The sequence below is a fragment of the Veillonella parvula genome, from assembly GCF_048309325.1.
Classification (GTDB): Bacteria; Bacillota; Negativicutes; order Veillonellales; family Veillonellaceae; genus Veillonella; species Veillonella parvula_T.
Genome location: NZ_DBFBTX010000002.1, coordinates 431823 through 454802 on the forward strand (window position 1 = coordinate 431823; position 22980 = coordinate 454802).

General features: G+C 40.1%; 24 protein-coding genes and 3 tRNA genes. 20 read left to right on the plus strand and 7 right to left on the minus strand.

Translation table 11 applies throughout. The features are described 5' to 3' along the window. Positions 1 to 82: 82 nt before the first annotated feature. The gene (locus ACMKPP_RS02275; RefSeq protein ID WP_004697535.1) at positions 83 to 775 is read right to left on the minus strand and encodes a GntR family transcriptional regulator; all 693 of its coding nucleotides are present in this window, start codon (positions 773 to 775) and stop codon (positions 83 to 85) included. Next, positions 772 to 1668 (minus strand): 4-(cytidine 5'-diphospho)-2-C-methyl-D-erythritol kinase, encoded by an 897-nt coding sequence (gene ispE, locus ACMKPP_RS02280; protein ID WP_418369256.1) that lies wholly within the window; start codon positions 1666 to 1668, stop codon positions 772 to 774. The genes ACMKPP_RS02275 and ispE overlap by 4 nt, the downstream gene beginning before the upstream one ends. Before the next feature lie 211 nt (positions 1669 to 1879). Here ispE and ACMKPP_RS02285 point away from each other — a divergent pair, with 211 nt between their 5' ends. The 16 genes from ACMKPP_RS02285 (at position 1880) to atpC (ending at position 15906) form a co-directional block, all read left to right on the plus strand. Beyond that, positions 1880 to 2836 carry a YitT family protein gene (locus ACMKPP_RS02285; RefSeq protein ID WP_195213311.1) on the plus strand — a complete coding sequence of 319 codons (957 nt, stop codon included), beginning with the start codon at positions 1880 to 1882 and terminating at the stop codon, positions 2834 to 2836. A gap of 165 nt (positions 2837 to 3001) precedes the next feature. After that, on the plus strand, positions 3002 to 4639 hold the full coding sequence (locus tag ACMKPP_RS02290) for a phosphoglucomutase (protein ID WP_418369257.1): 1638 nt from the start codon (positions 3002 to 3004) through the stop codon (positions 4637 to 4639). A gap of 134 nt (positions 4640 to 4773) precedes the next feature. After that, a complete protein-coding gene (locus ACMKPP_RS02295) occupies positions 4774 to 5049 on the plus strand; it encodes an ACT domain-containing protein (protein ID WP_418369258.1) in 276 nt (91 codons plus the stop codon). A gap of 9 nt (positions 5050 to 5058) precedes the next feature. After that, the gene (locus ACMKPP_RS02300) at positions 5059 to 6417 is read left to right on the plus strand and encodes a PFL family protein (protein ID WP_004697539.1); all 1359 of its coding nucleotides are present in this window, start codon (positions 5059 to 5061) and stop codon (positions 6415 to 6417) included. Between the two features lie 34 nt (positions 6418 to 6451). Then, on the plus strand, positions 6452 to 7603 hold the full coding sequence (locus tag ACMKPP_RS02305) for a glycosyltransferase family 4 protein (protein ID WP_156697260.1): 1152 nt from the start codon (positions 6452 to 6454) through the stop codon (positions 7601 to 7603). 57 nt (positions 7604 to 7660) lie between these two features. Continuing rightward, positions 7661 to 8803 (plus strand): non-hydrolyzing UDP-N-acetylglucosamine 2-epimerase, encoded by a 1143-nt coding sequence (gene wecB / locus ACMKPP_RS02310; RefSeq protein WP_060919022.1) that lies wholly within the window; start codon positions 7661 to 7663, stop codon positions 8801 to 8803. Position 8804: 1 nt separating this feature from the next. Continuing rightward, a complete protein-coding gene (locus ACMKPP_RS02315) occupies positions 8805 to 8999 on the plus strand; it encodes an AtpZ/AtpI family protein (RefSeq protein WP_418369259.1) in 195 nt (64 codons plus the stop codon). A gap of 142 nt (positions 9000 to 9141) precedes the next feature. Further along, entirely contained in the window at positions 9142 to 9378 is a 237-nt protein-coding gene (locus ACMKPP_RS02320; RefSeq protein WP_004697515.1) for a hypothetical protein, read from the plus strand. 245 nt (positions 9379 to 9623) lie between these two features. Then, on the plus strand, positions 9624 to 10316 hold the full coding sequence (gene atpB / locus ACMKPP_RS02325; protein WP_004697507.1) for a F0F1 ATP synthase subunit A: 693 nt from the start codon (positions 9624 to 9626) through the stop codon (positions 10314 to 10316). A 23-nt stretch (positions 10317 to 10339) separates the two neighbouring features. Further along, positions 10340 to 10567 (plus strand): F0F1 ATP synthase subunit C, encoded by a 228-nt coding sequence (gene atpE, locus ACMKPP_RS02330; RefSeq protein WP_004695064.1) that lies wholly within the window; start codon positions 10340 to 10342, stop codon positions 10565 to 10567. 18 nt (positions 10568 to 10585) lie between these two features. After that, entirely contained in the window at positions 10586 to 11083 is a 498-nt protein-coding gene (gene atpF / locus ACMKPP_RS02335; protein ID WP_004697511.1) for a F0F1 ATP synthase subunit B, read from the plus strand. A 4-nt stretch (positions 11084 to 11087) separates the two neighbouring features. Beyond that, the gene (atpH, locus tag ACMKPP_RS02340) at positions 11088 to 11639 is read left to right on the plus strand and encodes an ATP synthase F1 subunit delta (RefSeq protein ID WP_004697545.1); all 552 of its coding nucleotides are present in this window, start codon (positions 11088 to 11090) and stop codon (positions 11637 to 11639) included. 16 nt (positions 11640 to 11655) lie between these two features. Next, positions 11656 to 13194, plus strand: coding sequence for a F0F1 ATP synthase subunit alpha (gene atpA / locus ACMKPP_RS02345; RefSeq protein WP_004697546.1), 1539 nt, complete (start codon positions 11656 to 11658; stop codon positions 13192 to 13194). Between the two features lie 3 nt (positions 13195 to 13197). Beyond that, positions 13198 to 14052 (plus strand): ATP synthase F1 subunit gamma, encoded by an 855-nt coding sequence (gene atpG / locus ACMKPP_RS02350; protein ID WP_418369260.1) that lies wholly within the window; start codon positions 13198 to 13200, stop codon positions 14050 to 14052. 18 nt (positions 14053 to 14070) lie between these two features. After that, on the plus strand, positions 14071 to 15495 hold the full coding sequence (atpD, locus tag ACMKPP_RS02355) for a F0F1 ATP synthase subunit beta (RefSeq protein ID WP_004695069.1): 1425 nt from the start codon (positions 14071 to 14073) through the stop codon (positions 15493 to 15495). A 3-nt stretch (positions 15496 to 15498) separates the two neighbouring features. Beyond that, positions 15499 to 15906, plus strand: coding sequence for an ATP synthase F1 subunit epsilon (atpC, locus tag ACMKPP_RS02360; RefSeq protein WP_418369261.1), 408 nt, complete (start codon positions 15499 to 15501; stop codon positions 15904 to 15906). A 47-nt stretch (positions 15907 to 15953) separates the two neighbouring features. On the opposite strand, the gene ACMKPP_RS02365 is transcribed toward atpC, so the two are convergent. The 4 genes from ACMKPP_RS02365 to ACMKPP_RS02380 all read right to left on the minus strand — a co-directional run bounded on the left by ACMKPP_RS02365 (position 15954) and on the right by ACMKPP_RS02380 (position 17206). Further along, positions 15954 to 16862 carry a hypothetical protein gene (locus ACMKPP_RS02365; protein WP_058948096.1) on the minus strand — a complete coding sequence of 303 codons (909 nt, stop codon included), beginning with the start codon at positions 16860 to 16862 and terminating at the stop codon, positions 15954 to 15956. Between the two features lie 109 nt (positions 16863 to 16971). Then, positions 16972 to 17047, minus strand: a tRNA-Val gene (locus ACMKPP_RS02370). Positions 17048 to 17051: 4 nt separating this feature from the next. Beyond that, positions 17052 to 17126, minus strand: a tRNA-Glu gene (locus ACMKPP_RS02375). A gap of 4 nt (positions 17127 to 17130) precedes the next feature. After that, a tRNA-Asn gene (locus ACMKPP_RS02380) sits at positions 17131 to 17206 on the minus strand. Between the two features lie 740 nt (positions 17207 to 17946). Between ACMKPP_RS02380 and ACMKPP_RS02385 the strand changes: the two genes are divergently transcribed. The 4 genes from ACMKPP_RS02385 (at position 17947) to ACMKPP_RS02400 (ending at position 21865) form a co-directional block, all read left to right on the plus strand. Next, the gene (locus ACMKPP_RS02385; protein ID WP_004695072.1) at positions 17947 to 18789 is read left to right on the plus strand and encodes a fumarate hydratase; all 843 of its coding nucleotides are present in this window, start codon (positions 17947 to 17949) and stop codon (positions 18787 to 18789) included. 19 nt (positions 18790 to 18808) lie between these two features. Then, a complete protein-coding gene (locus ACMKPP_RS02390; RefSeq protein ID WP_004695073.1) occupies positions 18809 to 19369 on the plus strand; it encodes a Fe-S-containing hydro-lyase in 561 nt (186 codons plus the stop codon). Between the two features lie 171 nt (positions 19370 to 19540). Beyond that, positions 19541 to 20092 carry a TIGR01440 family protein gene (locus ACMKPP_RS02395; RefSeq protein WP_287510068.1) on the plus strand — a complete coding sequence of 184 codons (552 nt, stop codon included), beginning with the start codon at positions 19541 to 19543 and terminating at the stop codon, positions 20090 to 20092. A 9-nt stretch (positions 20093 to 20101) separates the two neighbouring features. Further along, positions 20102 to 21865: an LPO_1073/Vpar_1526 family protein gene (locus ACMKPP_RS02400; RefSeq protein WP_008602460.1), complete on the plus strand. Its 1764-nt coding sequence runs from the start codon at positions 20102 to 20104 to the stop codon at positions 21863 to 21865. 156 nt (positions 21866 to 22021) lie between these two features. Here the strand turns inward: ACMKPP_RS02400 and ACMKPP_RS02405 are convergent, their stop codons facing one another. Continuing rightward, the gene (locus ACMKPP_RS02405) at positions 22022 to 22747 is read right to left on the minus strand and encodes a Crp/Fnr family transcriptional regulator (RefSeq protein ID WP_021148534.1); all 726 of its coding nucleotides are present in this window, start codon (positions 22745 to 22747) and stop codon (positions 22022 to 22024) included. Between the last annotated feature and the right edge of the window lie 233 nt (positions 22748 to 22980).

The window sequence follows — 22980 nt, forward strand, 5'->3', positions numbered from 1 at the left end:
CAATTTCTATAGACTATGTAAAACAAAAATCCTTCACAAATAGGAAGGATTTTGCTTTATATAGTATTTTGTAGGATGTTTTTTATGCCTTAGTAAATTCTTGTGACTCTTCCATTCCTTGCAACAAGGTTTGTTCAGAATGTTCCATGTGAATTCGAGCTAGTTTACGAGCTTGTGCGGCATTGTGAGAGGCGATGGCTTCCACTAATTGACGATGTTCCTCCCAAGTTTTTCTAAGACGACCTGGTTGGTTCATAGAAAAACTACGGAAGCGATAGGTTTGTTCTCGCAAGTTGTGAACGATGTCTGCTAATCTTTCGTTACGAGATGCGCGGTAGAGGACTTCGTGGAATTCTACGTCCGCAGCCACAACGGATTCCATATTTTTGTTTTCCATATGATCGCCGATTTCTACAAGCATTCTCTCCAGCGTTTCGATTTCCTCTTCTGTAATGCGTTCTGCTGCAAGACCTGCTGCCAGTTCTTCGAGGGCAGAGCGGATTTCAAATACTTGCGTAATATCCTTCAAAGAGATGTTGGCAACGTAGGTGCCGCGGCGAGGCACCATAACGACAAAGCCTTCTAGTTCCAGTTTACGTATGGCTTCACGAATGGGGGTACGACTTACGCCTAACTCTTCGGCAAGGGGAATTTCCATGAGGCGCTCCCCAGGTTTTAACACCCCATCTTGGATGGCTTGACGCAATGTTTCACTTACCACTTCTCTTAGTGGTTTATACGCATCGAGTCGTATAGGTTGTAACCGTTTTGTCATACTAAGTCCTCCTGTGTGCATGTTTTAGTAATGAGTGACAGCCAATCATGACCAGCTGCTTTAATCTCTTCTTGTAATTGCAAGGCTTCCATAGGTTTGTTAAGTAATACTACCATCGTAGGACCGCTTCCTGTCATGATAGTTGGGTAACCACGGCTAGTGAAAAACTCCTTACATATTCCTAGTTCTTCGTGATCTGGGAATAATAATTCTTCGAAAGTATTAGCGCTACTAGTGAAAGCAGATTGTAAATCATTATTCTGAAGATGATTCAGAACGGTATCGATTGTTTTTGCGGTGGCATTAGATTTACCGTTGAAGCGACCATAAGCAACCGCTGTAGAAATAGATACCTTTGGCTTTACTAGTAATAGCCAATGTGCTTCTGGCGATTGACTATAGGTTAACACTTCGCCACGACCTGTTCCGCGAGCTGTACCACCTTGTAGTAGGAACGGCACATCAGATCCGAGTGAGGCACCAATATTTAAAAGTTCCTCTTGTGTGAGCCGTAAGTCCCAAAAGCGGTTGAGACCTAATAACATGGCTGCTGCGTCTGCACTACCGCCACCAAGACCCGCTTGAATAGGGACGCGTTTTAATAGGTGGATGGCGGCACCGGCTTTACAACCCGTATAGGTCTGTATGGCGCGTAACGCTTTGAGCGCGAGATTATCTTCTCCATAGCTTACGAGTTTTTGCATGTAGTCAGGCAATTCGGGAGCGCCACCAGAAAATACTACGGAATGATGCTTAGCGAAATAAATAGAATCACTAAGGCGAATCGATTGAAATATAGAATCGATGTCGTGGTATCCATCGTCACGCTTGCCTGTAATAGCAAGCCCAATATTAATTTTGCTGCAACCGAGTTGCTCAAAACTTTTACTCATAATAGCCTCGTTTGTAATGTACAAAATATATGCAGTTTAAGTTTATATGTTTATTTTATACTGTTATAAAGTGATTGAAAATAACCATTAAGTGGTTTATGATGATTTTGTATATACCTGTTGTTTGATTATTAAAAGCATTGTAAACAGCGTATGTTTTAATTAGTTCATTATAGAATATTTATAGTGAAATGGCAATTTGGAGGGAGCTATGTTCGCCAAGTATAAAGATGTTGTCTATCAATGTGTCATAGTTGCTATTGGTTGTGCAATTTTTGGTGCTGGTTTAGATGCCTTTGTACTACCTCACAAACTGGTTAGTACTGGTATTAGTGGGGTAGGGTTGATTTTGTATTATCTAACGGGATTATCCGTTGGTTCTTGGAACGTTATTTTGAACGTCCCTATATTTTGGGCTGCTTGGAAGTGGCTTGGTAAACGCGTAGTGCTTAATACCTTGTATGGTACGCTCATGTTATCGTGGATGATTGATCTGTTTAGTTTCTTGCAATATGACATGATCATTAAGGATCCACTACTCAGTTCTATGATGGCAGGTATCACAACTGGACTAGGGCTTGGTATCGTCTACCGTGTAGGTGGTAATACAGGGGGACTTGATCCAATTGCACTTATCGTTCGTAAATATTATGGCCTTCAAATGGGGTCCATTAATAGCGCTATCAATTGTGCCATCCTCTTAGTTGCTGTCGGCGTTGTTGGACTTGAAGCGGTAGCTGTAACTCTTATCAGTGTGTATGTGTATACTATTATTACAAATAAGGTGGTAATCGGCTTTAATCAACGTAAAGTTGCTTTTATCATTACCTATCGCACCGATGAAGTATGTGAGTGTATTATCAATAAGGTTGGTCGTGGTGCCACTATTATTAATGGTATTGGTGCCTATACACGGACGCCTAAGCAAATTGTGATGGTTGCAGTCAACTTGCTGCAGGTAAATAAATTGAAAGAGGTTATTCAAGAAGCGGACCCAAATGTGTTTATCTTGATTACTGATGCCCAAGAGGTTATCGGGCAAGGTTTTACTCAACCTATTGTTCCTGCGGAAATATCTAAACAGCTGAAATCAAAAGATATAACTACCGAAGCGAACAATAATGTTGTAATAGATATAGATGAAAATAGTTGTAATAAATCAAAATAAAGAATTATGATAAAATCTCTGGATGTTGTCATCTTATATTAATTATGTGTAAATATAATATTTTATGAATGATACATACATTTTGGAAATAATTTAATGTAATTGATTGAATATCAAGGTTGTAAAATGAGAGGGCTTGCCCTCAAGATAAGATTAGAGGTTTCTATGACTCACAAATTAGCAGGTACGCCTGTACAAGAACAAGATATTATCGATGTGCAAACCCTTGTGGATGCATATTTTGATAATGCTCCGGATATTACAGATCCGACACAACTCGTATCCTTTGGCACATCTGGCCATCGCGGTACATCTTTAAATAGTACGTTTACAGATTTACATGTGGCCGCTATTACACAGGCTATTTGTGATGGCCGTGGCCAATTCGGCGCTACAGGTCCGATTTTCGTCGGTCAAGATACACATGCTTTATCTCAGCCAGCCCTTGTGACGGTTCTAGAGGTCCTTGCTGGCAATGGTGTAACTGCAATGGTTGATTCCGATATGGATTTCGTGCCGACACCATCTATATCTCGTGCTATTATTCGTTATAATGAAAGCCACGATGATAAGGCTGATGGTATCGTGATTACGCCGTCTCATAATCCTCCAGATAATGGTGGCATTAAGTATAACGCTACCAATGGTGGTCCTGCGGATACGTTGATTACTAAATGGATTGAAACACGTGCCAATGAATATGTTCACGCATATTGTGAATTAGAAGGATTTAAACGTATTAGTATCGACAATATTGAACCCGACCAACAGGTTCCATATGACTATAAAGGTCTATATGTAGAAGAACTATCTTCTATCATTAATATGGAGGCAATTCAAAGTGCAAAACCTAAGGTCCTCGTTAATGCTCTCGGCGGTAGTGGGCTAGGTTATTGGCGTGCTATTAAAGAGCGATATAATCTAAACCTAGATATTATTAATGATGAGTATGATCCAACGTTTAGCTTTATGACCTATGACCATGATGGTAAGGTACGTATGGATTGCTCATCTGAATATGCCATGGCTGACGTAATTAAACAAATTGGTAATTATGATCTCGCTGTTGGGAATGACCCTGATTATGATCGCTATGGTATCGTTAGTCCGCATGGGCTAGCTTCTCCAAACGCATTTCTTGTGACTGCGGCGGATTATTTGTTTACGACTCGTGGTTGGACAAATAAAGGGGTCGGTAAAACCGTTGTTTGTACCACTATGATTGATAAATGGGCTGCTAGTAAAGAGGTTCCTGTTTATGAGGTTCCAGTAGGTTTTAAATATTTTAGTTCCCTATTATTCGATGGTGAGATTGGTATTGGCGGTGAAGAATCTGCTGGTGCATCGTTCCTTAAAAAAGACGGTACCGTATGGACTACTGATAAAGATGGCATGGTAATGGCTCTCCTTGCGATGGAAATGTATGCCGTTATGGGGGCTACTGTTGACCGACTCTATAATAATCTTGTTGTAGGGTGTGGCGATCCTCGTTTTGGTCGTATTGATGCGCCTTGTACAAAGGAGGCCAAGGTTAAGTTGAAACAATTAAATGCAAGCTCCATTACGGCTACCGAAGTAGATGGTGATGCGATTACTAATGTTCGCACTACTTCTCTGTATAAAGATATGCCTATCGATGGTGTTCGTGTGGAAACGGAAACAGGATGGTTTGTAGCACGCCCATCTGGCACTGAAGATTTATATAAAATTTATGGTGAAAGCTATAAAGGTGACAAAGGTCTTATCGCATTGTTAACTGCTGGTGAAGAGATTGTAACAAGTGCTTTGTCTGACGAAGTGTAACATGTTGTTTTCACTAGAAAACTCATAAAGATTTCACTCATGAAAAATAATAAATGTGATATAATATATTAATATAGTTTATCGAATGCCCTATATTGTCAATATAGTTTGTAGTGCTTAGAGAAGGTGATGTTATGAAATTAGTTGTTACCGTTGTCGGTGTAGACCGCGTTGGTATCATTGCTGGGGTTAGTACCGTACTTGCTAACTACGGTGTAAATATTATGTCCATTAATCAGACCATCCTTGATGGCGTTTTTAATATGATTATGATGTGTGAAACTAAGGCTGAAGACATGAAAAACCTTACAGCTATCCAAGAGGCTTTGACGACTCAAGGTAAAGAACTAGGTGTTGAAATCCGTGCACAACATGCTGATATTTTCTTAAGCATGCATCGCGTAGGATAGGAGGCACTTATGTTATCTATCGATAATATTTTAGAAACGAATCAGATGATTCATGATAACAAGCTTGATGTGCGTACTATTACGATGGGAATTAGCTTGCTTGAATGTGCATCTAGTTCTGGTAAAGAGCTATGTGACCGTATTTATGACCGTATTACAAAAGAGGCAGAACATCTTGTATCTACAGGGGAAGATATTGAGCGAGAATTCGGCATCCCTATTATCAATAAGCGTATTTCTGTAACACCCATTTCTCTAGTTGCAGGAGGTAGTGATTTAACATCTTATGTTCCTGTGGCGGAAGCTATGGATCGTGCTGCAAAAACTGTAGGTGTTAATTTTATTGGCGGCTTTTCTGCGCTTGTAACAAAGGGCGCCACTCGAGCTGACCGCATTTTGATTGACTCTATTCCTGAAGCGCTGGCAACTACGGATATCGTTTGTAGCTCTGTTGCTGTAGGCTCTACTAAAACTGGTATTAACATGGACGCAGTGCGAGACATGGGAATCATCGTTAAGAAAACTGCAGAGCTTACAAAGGATAATGATGCTCTTGGTTGTGCTAAGCTCGTAATATTCTGTAATCCTGTAGAGGATAATCCATTTATGGCGGGTGCTTTCTTCGGGGTAACAGAAGGGGATAGTGCTATTTCTGTAGGTGTATCTGGCCCGGGCGTTGTAAAACATGCGCTTGAATCCGTTCGAGGTCAATCCTTTGACGTTGTAGCAGAAACGGTTAAACGTACTGCTTTTAAAATCACGCGCGTAGGTCAATTGGTAGCGCAAGAGGCATCTCGCCGCCTAGGTAAACCATTTGGTATTATTGATTTATCTTTGGCGCCAACGCCAGCTGTAGGTGACTCTGTAGCTCATGTTCTTGAAGAAATGGGCTTGTCCTCTTGTGGTTGTCATGGCACTACAGCGGCACTAGCATTACTTAATGATGCGGTGAAAAAAGGTGGTCTTATGGCTTCCTCTCACGTAGGTGGTCTTAGTGGTGCATTCATTCCTGTCTCGGAAGATGCAGGCATGATTGATGCTGTATCCTGTGGCAGTTTGACACTTGATAAATTAGAGGCCATGACATGTGTTTGTTCTGTAGGGCTTGATATGATTGCTATTCCTGGAGACACTACTGCTGATACCATTTCTGCTATCATTGCAGATGAATCAGCAATTGGTATGATTAATAATAAGACAACTGCGGTTCGTGTAATTCCTGTACCTGGTAAGACTGTTGGAGAGGTTGTTGAATTTGGTGGATTATTAGGTTATGCTCCTATTATCGAAGTGAGTCCATATAGTGCAGCCGAGTTCATTGCCCGCGGTGGCAGAATTCCTGCTCCTATTCGTAGCTTAACGAACTAATCCGTTTTTACAACCTACTTGTTGGAGGTGTCTTATGAGTGAATATGTGCTCGATTATGTGTGGGCCTTTGCAGTAGCGCTCATCATAACCTTTGCACTTACCCCATTGGTAAAACGCTTTGCCGTTGCTGTTGGGGCAATAGATAAGCCTGATGCTCGAAAGGTGCATCATGGTGCGATTCCACGACTTGGTGGATTAGCAATCTTTCTCGGTTATGTGGGATCGGTTCTTTTTAACGATTCCATTCCGCATGATCATAAATTGTTTGGGTTTGTCCTTGGTACAGTCATTTTGGTGCTAGTTGGTATTTGGGACGACATTAAACAAATTGAGCCAAAAACTAAGTTAATGGGCCAAATTATAGCAGCCGCTATCCTGGTGGCTTATGATATTCGAGTAGATTTCATCAACCTTCCTTGGGGTGGTGTAGTATATCTCAAGTATTGGGCTATTCCATTGACTATTTTCTGGATAGTTGGTTTTACAAATATTGTAAACCTCATCGATGGCCTCGATGGCTTGGCTGCAGGTATTTCCTTTATCGCATGTATCGCTGTTTGTGCAATGACATTGCAACTTGGTCAAACTGATCTTGCTTGTATCTCTCTTGCTTTAGCAGGTGCGACTGTAGGTTTCTTGCGGTATAACTTCAATCCTGCAAAAATATTCATGGGTGATACGGGATCCATGTTATTAGGCTATACATTAGCAGCTATTTCCGTTATGGGCGCTGTGAAGACAGCTGCTATGATTGCTCTAGTGGTACCTGCCATTGTGTTAGGCTTGCCTATTTTGGACACCTTATTTGCCATTGTGCGCCGTAAAATCAGTGGACGTCCCATCTTTAAACCCGATAAAGGTCATGTTCACCATCGCTTATTGGCACAAGGGTTAACACAAAAGCAAGCTGTATTGTTGATGTATGCGGTAACAGCGCTTTTTGGCGGTGTATCTGTTATCGTTGCAGAGGTTAATGCTTGGGTCGGCGCGACCCTAGTATTAGTAATTTTCTTGTGTAGTATCTATATTGCACGACGCCTTGGTGTTATCATGCATAGTGATGCGGCAGGGCATCCGTTACCACGTCCTACAATTGAACGCAGCGACTCGGATGATACCATATCCTTTGATCGCGATGAATTGGCTAAAGCCTTGGAGAATACTGATGATTCTCATAAGGAATAACCATCTGTGGGGCGCTTGGCGCCCCATTTTTTCTATCCTACTACGTTGGAGGCAACTATGTTAAAAGTTATGACAATCTTTGGTACAAGACCTGAGGCTATCAAGATGGCTCCTCTTGTAAAAGCATTACAAGCAGCACCAGATATGGAACCTATCGTAACCGTTACGGCACAGCATCGAGATATGCTCGATCAAGTACTAAACTTGTTTAATATTACCCCAGACTATGATTTAAATATTATGAGCCAAGGTCAAACACTATATGATGTAACTAATCGTGCTTTGATGGGCCTTAAAGATGTATTAGAAGAAGCAAAACCTGATGTGGTACTCGTTCATGGTGATACTACAACTACCTTTGCTGGGGCATTGGCTTCTTTCTACCAAGAAATTCCTGTAGGTCACGTAGAAGCAGGACTACGGACAGGTGATATTTACTCTCCATTCCCTGAAGAGATGAATCGAAAATTGACGGGTTCGATCGCGACGTATCACTTTGCGCCTACTTCTAGTTCTGAAAGCAATTTAAAAAAAGAAAATATTAATACAGAACATCTTTATGTAACGGGGAATACTGTTATCGATGCTCTTGATACGACGGTACAAGACAGCTATGTATTCGATGATGCAGCTATTAATGCTCTTGATCCTAAAAAACGTACGGTTCTTGTTACCACACATCGCCGAGAAAACTTAGGTGAACCTATGCGCCATGTATATCAAGCCATTCGAGATTTAATCAATGAATTTGAAGATATTCAAGTTGTTTTCCCTGTACATAAAAATCCTAAAGTTCGCCAAGTTGTACAAGAGGAACTTGGTTCTGTGGAGCGTGTTACATTAATTGACCCTCTTGACTATGAACCATTTGCAAACTTGATGGCTAAATCTTACTTGATTTTGACTGATTCAGGTGGGATTCAAGAGGAAGCCCCAGCTCTTGGTAAGCCAGTTCTCGTATTACGTGATACGACAGAACGTCCTGAAGCGGTAGAAGCAGGCACTGTTCGCCTTGTAGGTACTGATAAAGATGCGGTACATAAAGCCGCTTATGAATTATTGAGCAATGCTGAAGCGTATAAGTTAATGTCTAATTCTGTTAACCCATATGGTGACGGAAAAGCCTCTGAACGCATCATTCAAGCGTTGCGACATGAATTCTTAGGTGATGCGCGTCGTCCTGAACGTTTTGGTAAATAATATGGATAAGGATTTTGTGAAAGCCCTCGCCATGGCAACATCAGCGGGGGTCACACTGGTCTCCTGTATAGGAGGTTTTATTTGGCTAGGTTATAAATTGGATACTTGGCTTCAAACGGAACCACTCTGCATGGTCATATTTGGCCTAATAGGAGCTATAACAGGGTTTTATATGTTGTATAAACAAGTTAAGTAGTGAGGTATGTATGAATCAATATATAAAATTCATAGTGCGCGTGCTACTGACTTGTTTTTTTATTGCCTTTTTAGGTGTAATAATACAGGTTGCATGCGGATTACAACACTATGTATGGGGATGGCTGTGGGGCATTTTTATAATGGTGCTCTACTTGCTTAGCCTTGCACTACATGGTCAAGCAATTATATTAGGTGATCCTTATAAGGCTGTTCGTAAGGCGCGTAGACAGATGGTGTGGCGTCTTATGCTTGTTGGATCTTTAGTCGTATTAGGTTTGAAGATTCCCCATGTAGAAGCAATTAGTATGTTTGTAGCGATTGCACTTATCCAGCCTGCACTTTATATAGTGTATTGGCGGTTTAGTGGACGGTTCTAATTTTTATTATTTTAATTAAGAATTTTATTGCATTTAAATTAATGTATTGTATTCCAATTAATGTATTGATGTGGATTTTAATAAGACATGGAGTCGTATTCTAATAATGCATTGAATACATTCTATTTATGATTATTTGGAATTGTTTACCCTTCAAGTGTTGATTATATATCTATAACGATGTATGATGATACATATATATTATATTTATATTAATGTAAATATATTAGGTTTTTATTAGGTTTATGGAAGGGGTTGAGAACGTGGAATTACATGCGGGACACCATGAGGTCGTGCAGTGGTTGGGGTTGACATTTAATATGGATACTTTAATTGCTACATGGGTTACTATGGCTATTGTAATACTGATAACAGTATTAGCCACCCGGGGACGTAAATTGGTGCCTGTAGGCTTGCAGAATATAGTGGAATCTATATTAGAAGGCTTAGAGGGGCAATTAGCTCCGAATTTGGGTCGCCATTGGCCGATGGTGAGTTCCTTGTTATTTACGTTTTTCTTATTTATTTTTGTAGGAAATGAGTTAGGCTTAATGCCAACATTCAAGGCTTTAACATCACCAACATCCGATATTAACACTACAATTGCATTAGCTTTATGTAGTACATTAGTGGTATGGGTTATGGGGGTTAAAGTTAAAGGCTTATCTTATTTTAAGCATTTTGTACGACCTTATAAGGCTTTGTTAATACTCAATATTTTCGAGGAAATTGCTAGACCTGTTACACTTGCTTTCCGTCTATTCGGTAACATTGTGGCAGGTGAAATTTTGTTAGAAGTATTATATAACTTGCCTTGGTTTGTGCCGGTACCATGGGTTTGGATTGCTTTTAGTCTATTTATTGGTATTATTCAAGCCTTTATTTTTACCGTTCTTACTGCATCCTATTTGGGGATGGGGCTTAGTGAGGAACATTAATTAATTTATATGGAGGATATATTATGGAAGCTCAAGGTTTATTCGCGTTAGCAGCGGCAATTGCAGTAGGTTGTGGTGCTATTGGTGCAGGTATCGGTGATGGTCTTGTATCTAGCAAAGTTATTGAAGGTATTACACGCCAACCTGAATTGCGCGGTCAATTGATGTCTACTATGTTCGTAGCGATTGGTTTGATCGAAGCGATGCCTATCATCGGTGTAGTAGTAGCATTTATTTTGTTATTCAGATAATAACGAGGAGGAATAACCTTGGTTGACTTAAGCCTTGGAACGATTCTTGCTCAAATGTTGAACTTTTTTATATTAGTTTGGCTATTGGCTCGTTTTGCATATAAACCATTATTGGCTATAATGACAGAACGTAAAGAACGAATTGCTAAAGACTTAGAAGCTGCAGAACAAGCTCGCGCAGAAGCAGAGGGGTTTAAAGCTGATTATGCAGCTCAAATTGCTAATGCTCGTATAGAGGCACAACAAATTGTTGAAAAAGCAGTTCAAGAAGCAGAAAATACAACACGTGAACAATTGTCAACAGCACGCGAGCAAATTGAACAAGAAAAAAATCGTGCTCGCCAAGATATCGCTATTGAACGCGATCGTGCTATGAACAGCTTGCGTAACGAAGTGGTATCTTTATCTGTAGCTATGGCTGGTAAAGTTGTTGCTAAAGATATGAACAGCGAAACTAATACAAAATTGATCGAAGACGCTATTCGTCAACTTGATAGTAAAACGATAGGGTTGTGATACGATGAGCATAGAAATTGTAGCAGATAAATACAGTTCAGCTATGTTTGAATTAGCTCAAGAACAAAATATTTTGGAACTCATGGAGGAGCAATTAGGTTATGTAGCGTCCGTTATGGCGGAACAGCCTGAACTTCGTTCATTCCTTGAAAATCCAATCGTTACAGAAGATGCAAAGATTAAGTTAGTTGGTTCTATCTTTGAATCTAGTATCGACAAAGTTGCTTTACATTTTATCTATGTGATGATTAAACGTGGGCGCCATCGTTATATTGCGCAGGCCATTGCAGCGTTTATTCAAAAATCACGAGAGGCTCGTGGCATTTTGGAAGCTACTGTAACTGTAGCAGAACCAATCACAGCTGAGGTAGAAGCATCTGTACAAGCTAAATTACGAGAAGTAACAGGGAAAGATGTTATTTTATCTGTGCGCCAAGATCCATCAATTATGGGTGGTATCGTTATCCAAGTAGGAGATAAACGCATTGATGGTTCTGTATCTCGTCGTTTAGAGGAATTAGAAAAATCTTTATTAAGAACGAACTCTATTAGATAGGGGTGAATGGGTATATATGAAAATGAAGCCTGAAGAAATCACTGCTATAATCAAACAGCAGATTCAGGACTATGATGTTGACCTCAATGTCGATGACGTGGGTACTGTTCTCGACGTAGGGGATGGCATCGCCCATATTTATGGTCTTGAAAGAGCCATGGCCGGTGAGTTGCTAGAATTACCACACGGCGTATATGGCTTGGTTTTGAACTTAGAATTAGATAATGTTGGTGCCGTACTATTAGGTGATGACTTCTTGATTAAAGAAGGAGACCAAGTGCGTCGTACTGGCAAAATTATGGACGTTCCTGCTGGAGATGCCTTGATTGGTCGTGTAGTAAATCCTCTTGGTCAACCTCTTGATGGCAAGGGTGCTATTCAAGCTACAGAACGTCGTCCTATCGAACATCCAGCACCTGGTATTGCGGATCGTCAATCCGTAAATGAACCATTGCAAACAGGTCTTAAAGCGATTGATGCGATGGTACCAATCGGCCGTGGTCAACGTGAGCTTATCATCGGTGACCGTGGTACAGGTAAAACTGCGATTGCCTTAGATACTATTTTGAACCAAAAAGGCAAAGATGTTATTTGTATTTATGTAGCTATTGGTCAAAAAGAATCTACAGTTGCTCGCGTAGTGCAAAAGCTTGAAGAAGCAGGCGCTATGGAATATACAATCGTAGTTTCTGCGAGTGCTTCCACAGGTGCACCTCTTCAATACATTGCACCATATGCTGGTGTTGCCATGGGTGAATACTTTATGTACCAAGGTAAACACGTATTATGCGTATATGATGACTTAACAAAACAAGCGGCTGCATATCGTGCTATGTCCCTATTATTGCGCCGTCCACCAGGGCGTGAAGCATATCCAGGTGACGTATTCTACTTACACAGTCGTCTATTAGAGCGGGCTGCGAAACTTTCATCTGAACTTGGTGGAGGTTCTATTACAGCGTTGCCAATCATTGAAACACAAGCAGGTGACGTATCTGCATACATTCCAACAAACGTAATTTCCATTACTGATGGTCAAATTTTCTTGGGAACAGATATGTTCTATTCTGGTATTCGTCCAGCTGTTGACGTAGGTTTGTCCGTATCCCGTGTAGGTGGTAGCGCACAAACTAAAGCGATGAAGCAAGTGGCGGGCCAATTGCGTTTGGACCTTGCTCAATATCGTGAGTTGGCTGCTTTCGCTCAGTTTGGTTCCGACCTTGATGCGGCTACACGCGCTCAACTTGATCGTGGTGAACGCTTAACTGAAATGTTAAAACAAGGTCAATATGAGCCTATGAGTGTAGCGGAAATGGTTATCAACCTTTACGCTGGTACTAAAGGGTACTTAGCAGATATTCAAGTGGCAGATGTATTGTCCTTTGAAGCTGAACTTTTACGTTATGTAAAAGCAAATTACCCTGAAATCATCACTAACATTGAAACGTCTAAGAAAATTGACGAAGAAACTGAAAATCTATTGAAGCAAGCAATCCCAGAATGTGTTGAAGCATTTGGCTCTACACATACATTAGTGTCTCGTAAGGAGGCGTAATGTATGGCTAGTGCACAAGATTTGCGAAAACGCATAAAAAGTGTTACCAATACGCAACAAATTACAAAAGCGATGAAGATGGTAGCTTCTGCTCGTCTTCGTAGGGCACAAACAAAAGCGGAAGCTACTCGTCCTTACGCAGAAAAGATAGGGCAAATCTTGCGTCATATGTCTAATAGTGATTTAGAAGGCTTTGAAAGTCCTCTCTTAGATGTGCGACCTGTAGAGCGTACTTGCTATATTGTAGTAGGTGCAGATAAAGGTCTTGCAGGGGCATTCTCGTCTAATGTGTTGAAATTTGCTATGGAACAATTATATGGTAAATCTCCTGATACATACCGTGTTATCACGGCAGGCAGAAAGCCTAGAGACAGCATGAAATCTAGAGGTATTCGTATCGATAAGTCTTATGCGGGCTTTTCTGATAAACCATCCTATGAACATGCGCGTACTATCATGCATGAAGCACTTTCACTATATGAACGTCATGAAGTAGACGAAGTCATCATGATCTATACACGTTTTGTAAATTCTATGACGCAAATTGCACAGGCTGAGCGCTTGTTGCCAATAGAGCAACCACAAGATGAGGTAAAAGGCGAAGCGTATGATTTCATGCCATCCGCCGTATCCGTCTTGGAGGCGTTGCTGCCAAAATACTTAGAAATTACAGTTTATAATGGATTGTTGCAATCTGCAGCTAGTGAATTGGGTGCTCGTATGACGGCCATGACATCGGCTACAGATAATGCAGGGGAACTCATTGAGTCCTTAGGCCTTGAATACAACAAATTGCGTCAATCTAGCATTACAAACGAAATTTCTGAAATCGTTGGTGGCGCTAATGCCTTGCAATAGATAAGGAGACATCTGTCGATGAGTAATAATATTGGTAAAGTTGTGCAGGTCATCGGCCCAGTTGTAGACGTGCGCTTTGATGCTGGTCATTTACCAGCTATCTACAACGCCATCCACATCTACCATGACCACAAGGCACACGATAGACAAAAAATCGTAGTAGAGGTTATGCAACACTTAGGCGACGATACAGTTCGTTGCGTTGCCATGAGTTCTACTGACGGTATGACACGTAATATGGAAGCGGAAGATACTGGTGCTCCAATTTCCGTTCCTGTAGGGGAAGGTGTATTGGGTCGTATCTTTAACGTACTTGGTGAAACTGTAGACCATGATCCAGCTCCAGTTGTGGCTGATGAAAAATGGCCTATTCACCGTCCAGCACCTAAATTTGATGACCTTTCTCCAGATACACAAATCTTGGAAACAGGTATTAAGGTCGTTGACCTTATCGCTCCATACGTAAAAGGTGGTAAAATCGGTCTTTTCGGTGGTGCCGGTGTAGGTAAAACCGTATTGATTATGGAATTGATTCACAATGTTGCTACAGAGCACGGCGGCTATTCCGTATTCTCCGGTGTAGGGGAACGTACTCGTGAAGGTAATGACTTGTGGAACGAAATGAAAGAGTCTGGCGTTATCAATAAAACAGCCCTCGTATATGGACAAATGAATGAGCCACCAGGGGCTCGTATGCGCGTAGGTCTTACTGGTCTTACAATGGCTGAATACTTCCGTGATGTGAAAAAACAAGACGTGCTCTTGTTCATTGATAACATCTTCCGCTTTATTCAAGCGGGGTCCGAAGTATCCGCCCTCTTAGGTCGTATGCCATCTGCCGTAGGTTACCAACCTACATTGGCTAATGACGTAGGGGCATTGCAAGAGCGTATTACATCTACAAAAGAAGGCTCTATTACCTCCGTACAAGCTGTATATGTACCTGCCGATGACTTGACTGACCCGGCTCCAGCAGCGACATTCGCTCACTTGGATGCGACAACAGTATTGTCTCGTTCCATTGCGGAACTTGGTATCTATCCAGCGGTGGATCCTCTGGACTCTACAAGCCGTATTTTGGACCCACATGTACTTGGTGAAGAGCACTACGCAGTAGCTCGTGGAGTACAAGAAGTATTGCAAAAATATCGCGATCTTCAAGATATTATCGCAATCCTCGGTATGGAAGAATTGTCTGACGAAGATAAACTCACTGTATCTCGCGCTCGTAAGATTCAACGTTTCTTGAGTCAACCATTCTTCGTAGCAGAAGTATTTACCGGTTCTCCTGGTAAATATGTGCCATTGTCCGAAACATTGAGAGGCTTCAGAGAAATCTTGGATGGTAAACATGATGAATTGCCAGAAGGTGCATTCTACATGGTTGGTACCATAGATGAAGCCGTTCAAAAAGCAAAGGAAATGCAAGAGAAGGGGGAATAATCCATGGCGGAACCTATGACCCTACAGATAATTACACCTGATGCGATTGTATTCGAAGGCAAATCTACATTCTTTGTAGGTAAAGCTATCGATGGTGCTTTTGGTATTTTGCCAAACCATGCACCTATGATTATCGCATTAGACTTGGCACCTTTACGCATTGATCAACCAGATGGAACATCTCGTGAATATGCTGTATTTGGGGGCTTCTGTGAAATTGAACATAATAAGGTGAGTATTGTAACCCCTGACTGTCAAGATCCAACATTCATTGATGTGGAACGTGCTCGTCGAGCTAAAGAGCGTGCTGAAGGTCGGTTATCAAATCCTACACCTGATATTGATGTAGAAAGAGCGGAAGCAGCATTGCAACGTGCCTTATTGCGCTTGCATGTTACAAAAATGTTATAAGAAAAAGGCTAGCCAGCTGGCTAGCCTTTTTATCTTTCTAATTTTGATTATAAAACGCTCACACCTTTTAAGGAGTACGCAGTATTCTTAGGTTGTTCTACTTGAAAATCTAGTACAACAGGTGCCTCAGAATTGATACCAGGTGCTTGGTAACGGTCACGGTCTGTTGGAATTCGTTTATATGGTAATTTATCAAGTAATATAGTCATAACTTTGTTCCAAACTGATTTATGTGTTGGCATAGTCAAAGAGTCATCAGTTTGGTTGAAGCCCGTACGAACAGTATGGATTATCTTATCGTTTACATCATAATAGTATAAAAGGGCATTAACCTTTGCGGCGATATAAATTTCATGATTATCCTTATTATACGGATCTGGGCTATTAATAGTATTAACTTGTACATATACGTCTTGTAATGGTACAGGCATAATAACGATTTCAGAATTTTGGGCCTCTGCAATTTGAGCAAGATCAGCGGCTTTAATTTCTGCAGTTGGTGTGTTAGTACTTACGATGGTTGTATTATAGTAAGGATATTTAAGTGTATTTGATAAGCGATCTGTCATGTAGCGACCAAATTGAGCTGTGTTTTCATTGCGCAAATTTGCTGGTACAACAATAGTAACTTTACGGCTCGGAAAGTTTTCTAAGTGTCCATCATGACTTGTACTAGAAGTATTAATTGTGGCTTTTTCTGGAGCTCCAGAAATCGGTGTAGATGTTGGTGTTGCAGCCACTTTTATGACAGGCTCCATATTCGTTTCAGGGGCTAATGTAGGAGCTTCATTACTTGTGCTACTTTGTATAGTGCTAAGAGCTACAGGTTGTGTTGTATTTGGTGTTAATTGACTCAAATCGATCATAGCGGCACTGGCTGTTGTAAATGCAGTTGTGAGTAGTACAGCAAGTACTGTAAGTAGTGGACGTTTATAGAGTCCGAAGTTATGTAACATAATTCCTCCTCTTAATAAAACTCTTTTAAAATTACAAATTATACAATTTATATTATTATATCATATATACAAAAAAAAGAAGCAAGCTTAATAGCTTGCTTCTTTAGTCTGGTGGACGATGACAGGATCGAACTGCCGACATCCTGCTTGTAAGGCAGGCGCTCTCCCAGCTGAGCTAATCGTCCATGGTGGTGACCCGTCCGGGAATCGAACCCGGGATACCGCCGTGAAAGGGCGGTGTCTTAACCGCTTGACCAACGGGCCAAAATGGCTCCTCGAGTAGGACTCGAACCTACGACCGATCGGTTAACAGCCGATTGCTCTACCGACTGAGCTATCGAGGAATGGTACGATTGTTATTATATGTTAGTTTAATTATAAAAGCAAGCATTTTTTTTAGAACACTATAAAATAGATATTGTCAATTATGACTAAAAGACATAACTTTATAAATAAAATTAGTTATCAATAATTTTGATGAGAGAGTCATTAAAATTAATAAAATCTATAGAGCTTATTAACTATAGATATTTACTGCGTTCTAAGGTGATTGTATGGCTCTAAATGAATGGGAGTTAGCAATATAAGTATATTGAAGATAATCGGTATACATATGCATTATAGAAAAGTTTAAAAGATTTAGTTGAAAAGTAGTATCAGTTAAGATGAAAGTGTATTTATCTTATTAGATATAGTCTATGTTTGTGGTTCATTTTAAACCAAATTTATATATAAGAAAGTAGGTAAAAATATAAGATATTAAAATCTTATTGATATGTGATAGACTATGACTTTTATCACAGAATGGGGCTTTTTTAGTGACTGGAGAATAAAGTCTATGTAGGCTATTGAAAAACCGAAATATATACAAAAATATTCATGAAAACAATTCTCAAAAACTGGAAAAGCATTGAGAAAACTGTATAGGTGAGACGTTGAATCCCCTTATATTGTGTGCTACGATTTATGTATAGAGTTAATCTCATCGGTTTGAGATAGATATTCTTTCATATGTTTGAGAATTTTATTTTATCTCATCGGTATTAGAATTAATATTCAACTATTTTCCTGAGGAGGGATTATCTTGCGCGAGATTCAAGTATCTGAAATCACAAAAACAGTCCGTCAAATGTGTATGGACGCAGCTTACCACTTGCCAAAAGACATCTATGAAGGTTTGAAAAAAGGCCGTGAAACAGAAGAGTCTTCGGTAGGTCGTATCGTTCTTGATCAAATTATTAAAAATGCAGAAATTGCCGATGCTGAAGATCGTCCATACTGCCAAGATACTGGTATGACTATGGTATTCTTAAAAGTTGGTCAAGATGTTCATTTCGTTGGTGGTGATCTTACAGAAGCTATCAATGCTGGTGTTGCAGCTGGTTATGTTGAAGGTTATCTTCGTAAATCCGTTGTAGCTGAACCATTGTTCAACCGTAAAAATACACAAAATAACACACCTGCAATCATCTACACTGAAATCGTTCCTGGCGATAAAGTAGATATTCAAGTAGAATTAAAAGGTTTCGGTTCTGAAAATAAATCCGATGTAGCTATGCTCGTACCTGCTGATGGTGTGGAAGGCGTTAAAAATGCAGTCCTTGAAATCGTAAAACATGCAGGTCCTAACCCATGCCCTCCAATTGTACTCGGCATTGGTATTGGCGGTACTATGGACCAAGCAGCAGTTATGTCCAAAAAAGCGTTGCTTCGTGACATTAGCGTACCTCATAAAGATGCAGACTATGCAAAATTAGAAGAAGAAATCATGGAAATGGTTAACAAAACTGGTATTGGACCACAATTGGGTGGCACTACAACTTGTATCGGTGTAAACATCGAATGGGGTGCAACTCACATCGCAGGTCTTCCTGTTGCAGTTACTATCATGTGCCATGCTGCTCGTCATGCTCACGTAGTACTTTAATCGATAGGAGGTAAAAACAATGGCTGAATCAATTCGCATTAATACTGAAGAATATAATGAAGAGTTTTCCCGCAAATTAAAAGTTGGTGATAGCGTTCTTATCACTGGTAAAATTTACTCCGCTCGTGACGCTGCTCATAAAGTTATGACTGAAGCTTTAGCGCGTGGTGAAAAATTACCAATCGACTGGACAAATAAATTCGTTTATTATCTTGGACCAACACCTGCAAAACCTGGTGATCCAATTGGTTCCGCTGGTCCTACAACTTCCGGTCGTATGGATGCTTACACACCAACAATGCTTGATCAAGGTATCAAAGGCATGATTGGTAAAGGTTCCCGTAAACCAGAAGTAGTTGAATCCATGAAGAAAAATGGTTGCACATACTTCGCAGCAGTTGGTGGCGCGGCAGCATTGATTGCAAAATCCATCAAAAAATATGAAGTACTTGCTTATGGTGAACTTGGACCAGAAGCTTTGGCTGAATTGACTGTTGAAGATTTCCCTTGCATCGTAGTTGGCGATACTGAAGGTAATAACTTCTACGAATTAGGCCAAAAACCTTACAGAAAAATCTAATATCACCATTGAGTGATTGAAAGAGGCTTGCTAAAGCAAGCCTCTTTTTGTTGTTAAGCTATAATCATAAGATGTTCATCCGTTACGTGTAGAGTTTAGTCTACCGATTCTGTCGGTTTTATGATAATATACATATAGATTTTATACATTCAATTTGAGTGAGGCGATAACATGACTTCTGTAGAAACTATTCGTCAGTCAACTCGCAACGCGATGGCTGAATTACTTGATTTAGCAAAGGTTCGCGAAGGTCAATTATTCGTTGTTGGCTGTTCCACTAGCGAAATTGTAGGTAAAAAAATCGGCACTGACTCTCACCTTGATGTGGCTCAGGTCGTATTTGATGAAATATACAATGCTGTTAAGGCTAAAGGACTTAACTTGGCGATTCAATGTTGTGAACATATTAATCGTGCACTTGTTATGGACCGTAGCGCTATGACATGGGAGGAGGAAGTTAATGTTGTTCCTCAACGTCATGCGGGTGGTGCCCTGGCTGTGGTGGCGTACGAACATTTTGATGATCCTGTGATGGTTGAATTTATTCAAGCTGATGTGGGCATCGATATTGGAGATACTTTCATTGGTATGCACATGAAACACGTTGCAGTGCCTGTACGTCTTTGTGTGAAAGAAATTGGGAAAGCACATGTGACCGCTTGTCGTATTCGTCCGAAGAGCATTGGCGGTGAGCGTGCTGCATATAATGAAGCATTGATGTAGGGGGATAGTATGTCAAACCTAATACCGTATTTTGTATTAGCCGTCGTGGCATTGGGATTCTTTGCTGTTTGCTATGCTGTATTTAGCGGTGGTGATGGTGAAAGTAAGGCAAAAGAAAAATCCTATAAAAACATAAGTAATAAAAATAATCCTAAAGCGCATAATGATGTTATATTTGCAACGGAGTCGCAAGAGGGCAATGTAACAATCACACATACGAGTGGAACTAATGTATATACTGCATCAATTCCGGATACAGTTGAAACGGTGGTCGGTGAAGAGCGAGAACCGGCTGAACCTCTGGTTGATCCTATAGATACCTCTTATAATAAAAGAAGTACTCTAAAGTCTAATTCAAGTCATGTTTCAGAGGGAGAATATGCGTTAGCATTAGGTTCGGATAATGGAACACCAATAGGTTCGGATAATGGCACACCAATAGGGGATGAAACCATTGTGATGACAGCTGTATCAGATCTTAAGCAAGCTAATCAAGCCAATCAAGGTGTTACTCCGTTGGTGGATAAAACTATTGTCCTCGATGTTGTTACAGATGAACTTCTCAATAGCGCTAACTCTGTTGAAGATACAATTGCTATGGGTGAATCTGTGGAAGCCTTTGAAGCTGATGAAGCGGATAGCATAGATGCTACACAAATGATAGGTGGTGCAAACGAAATACAAACCGCGGAAGGTCCATCGGTATTAGATGAAACGCGTTTGTTTGATGCTTCTGAAATTGAAGCACAATTGGCGGCAACAAGTTTAGCTGAAGAGGAGGAACCGCATGGTCAATGGGCAAAAACGGCACATGAGGATAAATGCGTTGAGTTGGCTATAGCACCATTTGTTCATTCCTTTGGGGTGTTACATGGTGATACGCAACACTATGTAGAATCTATTACAAGAGATGCTTTAGCGGCTCTCAATATTACAAAAATTGTTGAAGTGAATGCATTACTAGAGAATATTGTTATTCAAGAAGCGTTGATGAGTATGCAAAAGGCATATGCCGCTACAAATACAGAGTGGATGAAGTCCGCTGCGTTAGGTGCTTTTCTAGATGTGGTTCAATCTCCTAAATCTAGTACGCCATACCTCGTAGCTTTTGATGCATTACGTGTATTACCTCATTTAACATTAGGTCACTTCCAAGTTATGGCCTTAACATTATTGTTACAATATTCTAGAAATTCTAATAACTATGGATTGATTCACTTCCAACATTATGTGGAAAAATATATTGAGCCATTCATCTCTGATTTACCTCGAAATGATTCCTTCTATCGCCAGCTGGACTACTTACGCTGTACACAAGAAGAACAAGAGCCTATCACTTTATGCCAAGTGTTGTCGAATTCATATCCGTTTGTATTCAACTATCGTGGTTTCTCTAAGGAAGAACTCTTCCGTGCTACAGATGGTCATGGTGTGGATCCACGTTATGTGGTGCGTAGCTTGAACTCCAATCTTTATAAATTAGCCTTGGTAGATGAGTCTTTAGCACCACAATTCTTTAGACAAACACGAATTTCTAATGCTATGGTTCAACGTGATCTTTTAGCTCTGATGAAGAGCAAACCTACTGCTTTCAGGGGACAAGAGGCGCGTGATATCATGGATGATATTTCACCGGTTCTATTGGACTTAGCTGATGTCTTTGATAGCACGCCAATGTCTAAAATTAGCTTAACATTGTTAGGCCTTTACTTAGGTCGTGCTCATGTGAAAGCAACCATTGGTGAAGAATTTGATTTGTCTCATTGGTTCTAATTTACAATTTTAAGCACTATATAGTTTGAAAAATTATATTATATAGTTATTATATACTTAAAACCGTTATATATTTTATGAGTCGTGTAATAAAAAAGTCTCTCAAGATAATCTTGAGAGACTTTTTAGTTTGTTAAATTTAATAGACATTAAGTATTAAAAGGTGTTAAAGCCGAATTCTTCAATGTCTTCAATATTTTTAATTGTTACGGTGCGCCCTGTAATATCAATGAGACCTTCATCGCGAAGGCGTCCTAATTCACGGCTAAGGGCTGTGCGAGATACATTGAGAACCTCAGCCATTTGCTCGCGGTTGTGGGGTAATTGAATTGTGTTAGAATGCTGACGTTTATAAATATCTGTTAAGTACGCAAAAATCTTTTCGCGCATCCCTTTTAATGTGAGGTAGTGGACTTTTCTGGTTAATAGAATTGCTTTTTCAGATAAATCCTCTAATAGATTAGATAGGATTTTAGTTTGGCATTGATGACAATCCGGTAATGTTTTAATAAAGGTTTCAAGGGGAATAAACATAATTTTAGTTGCTTTTGTTGCTTTAATGGTAGCAGGCCATAAAGGCTGTTTGCTAAATAGTAGTGCTTCTCCAAAAATATCTGATTGCTCTAAGTTTGCCATAATAACCCGTTGCCCCATTACATTTTCACGAGTCAGTAAAGCGCTGCCTTCAAGAATGACACCAATACCCTCCATAGGATCTCCAGCGAGGGCTATAAAATCATTTTTTTGGTAACTGTGGATGATAACTTTGGCATTATTTAAATAGCTACGCAGCTCTGGCTCTCCTAATGTATTGAATAAAGGACATTTCACGAGGGTGGGCATATATTGATTAATGATATCGTTTGAAAGTATTTGTTTCATAAGCACCTCCGGTGTGATAAAGTCTATAGCAATTAAAAATGATTATTGTATAATAAAAGTATAAGACTAAATGGTCTACCTGTTCCATAAGGGAAGTCAGGAAAATTTTTGAAAAAGTTTTTATTTGTTGCTCAAGCTACAGAAATTGTATCATCTTTACGTTATACTTTCAAATGTAATCAATCAGACAACTGATAAAACATCAGTGTAATGTATAGGTTTTATATTATCTA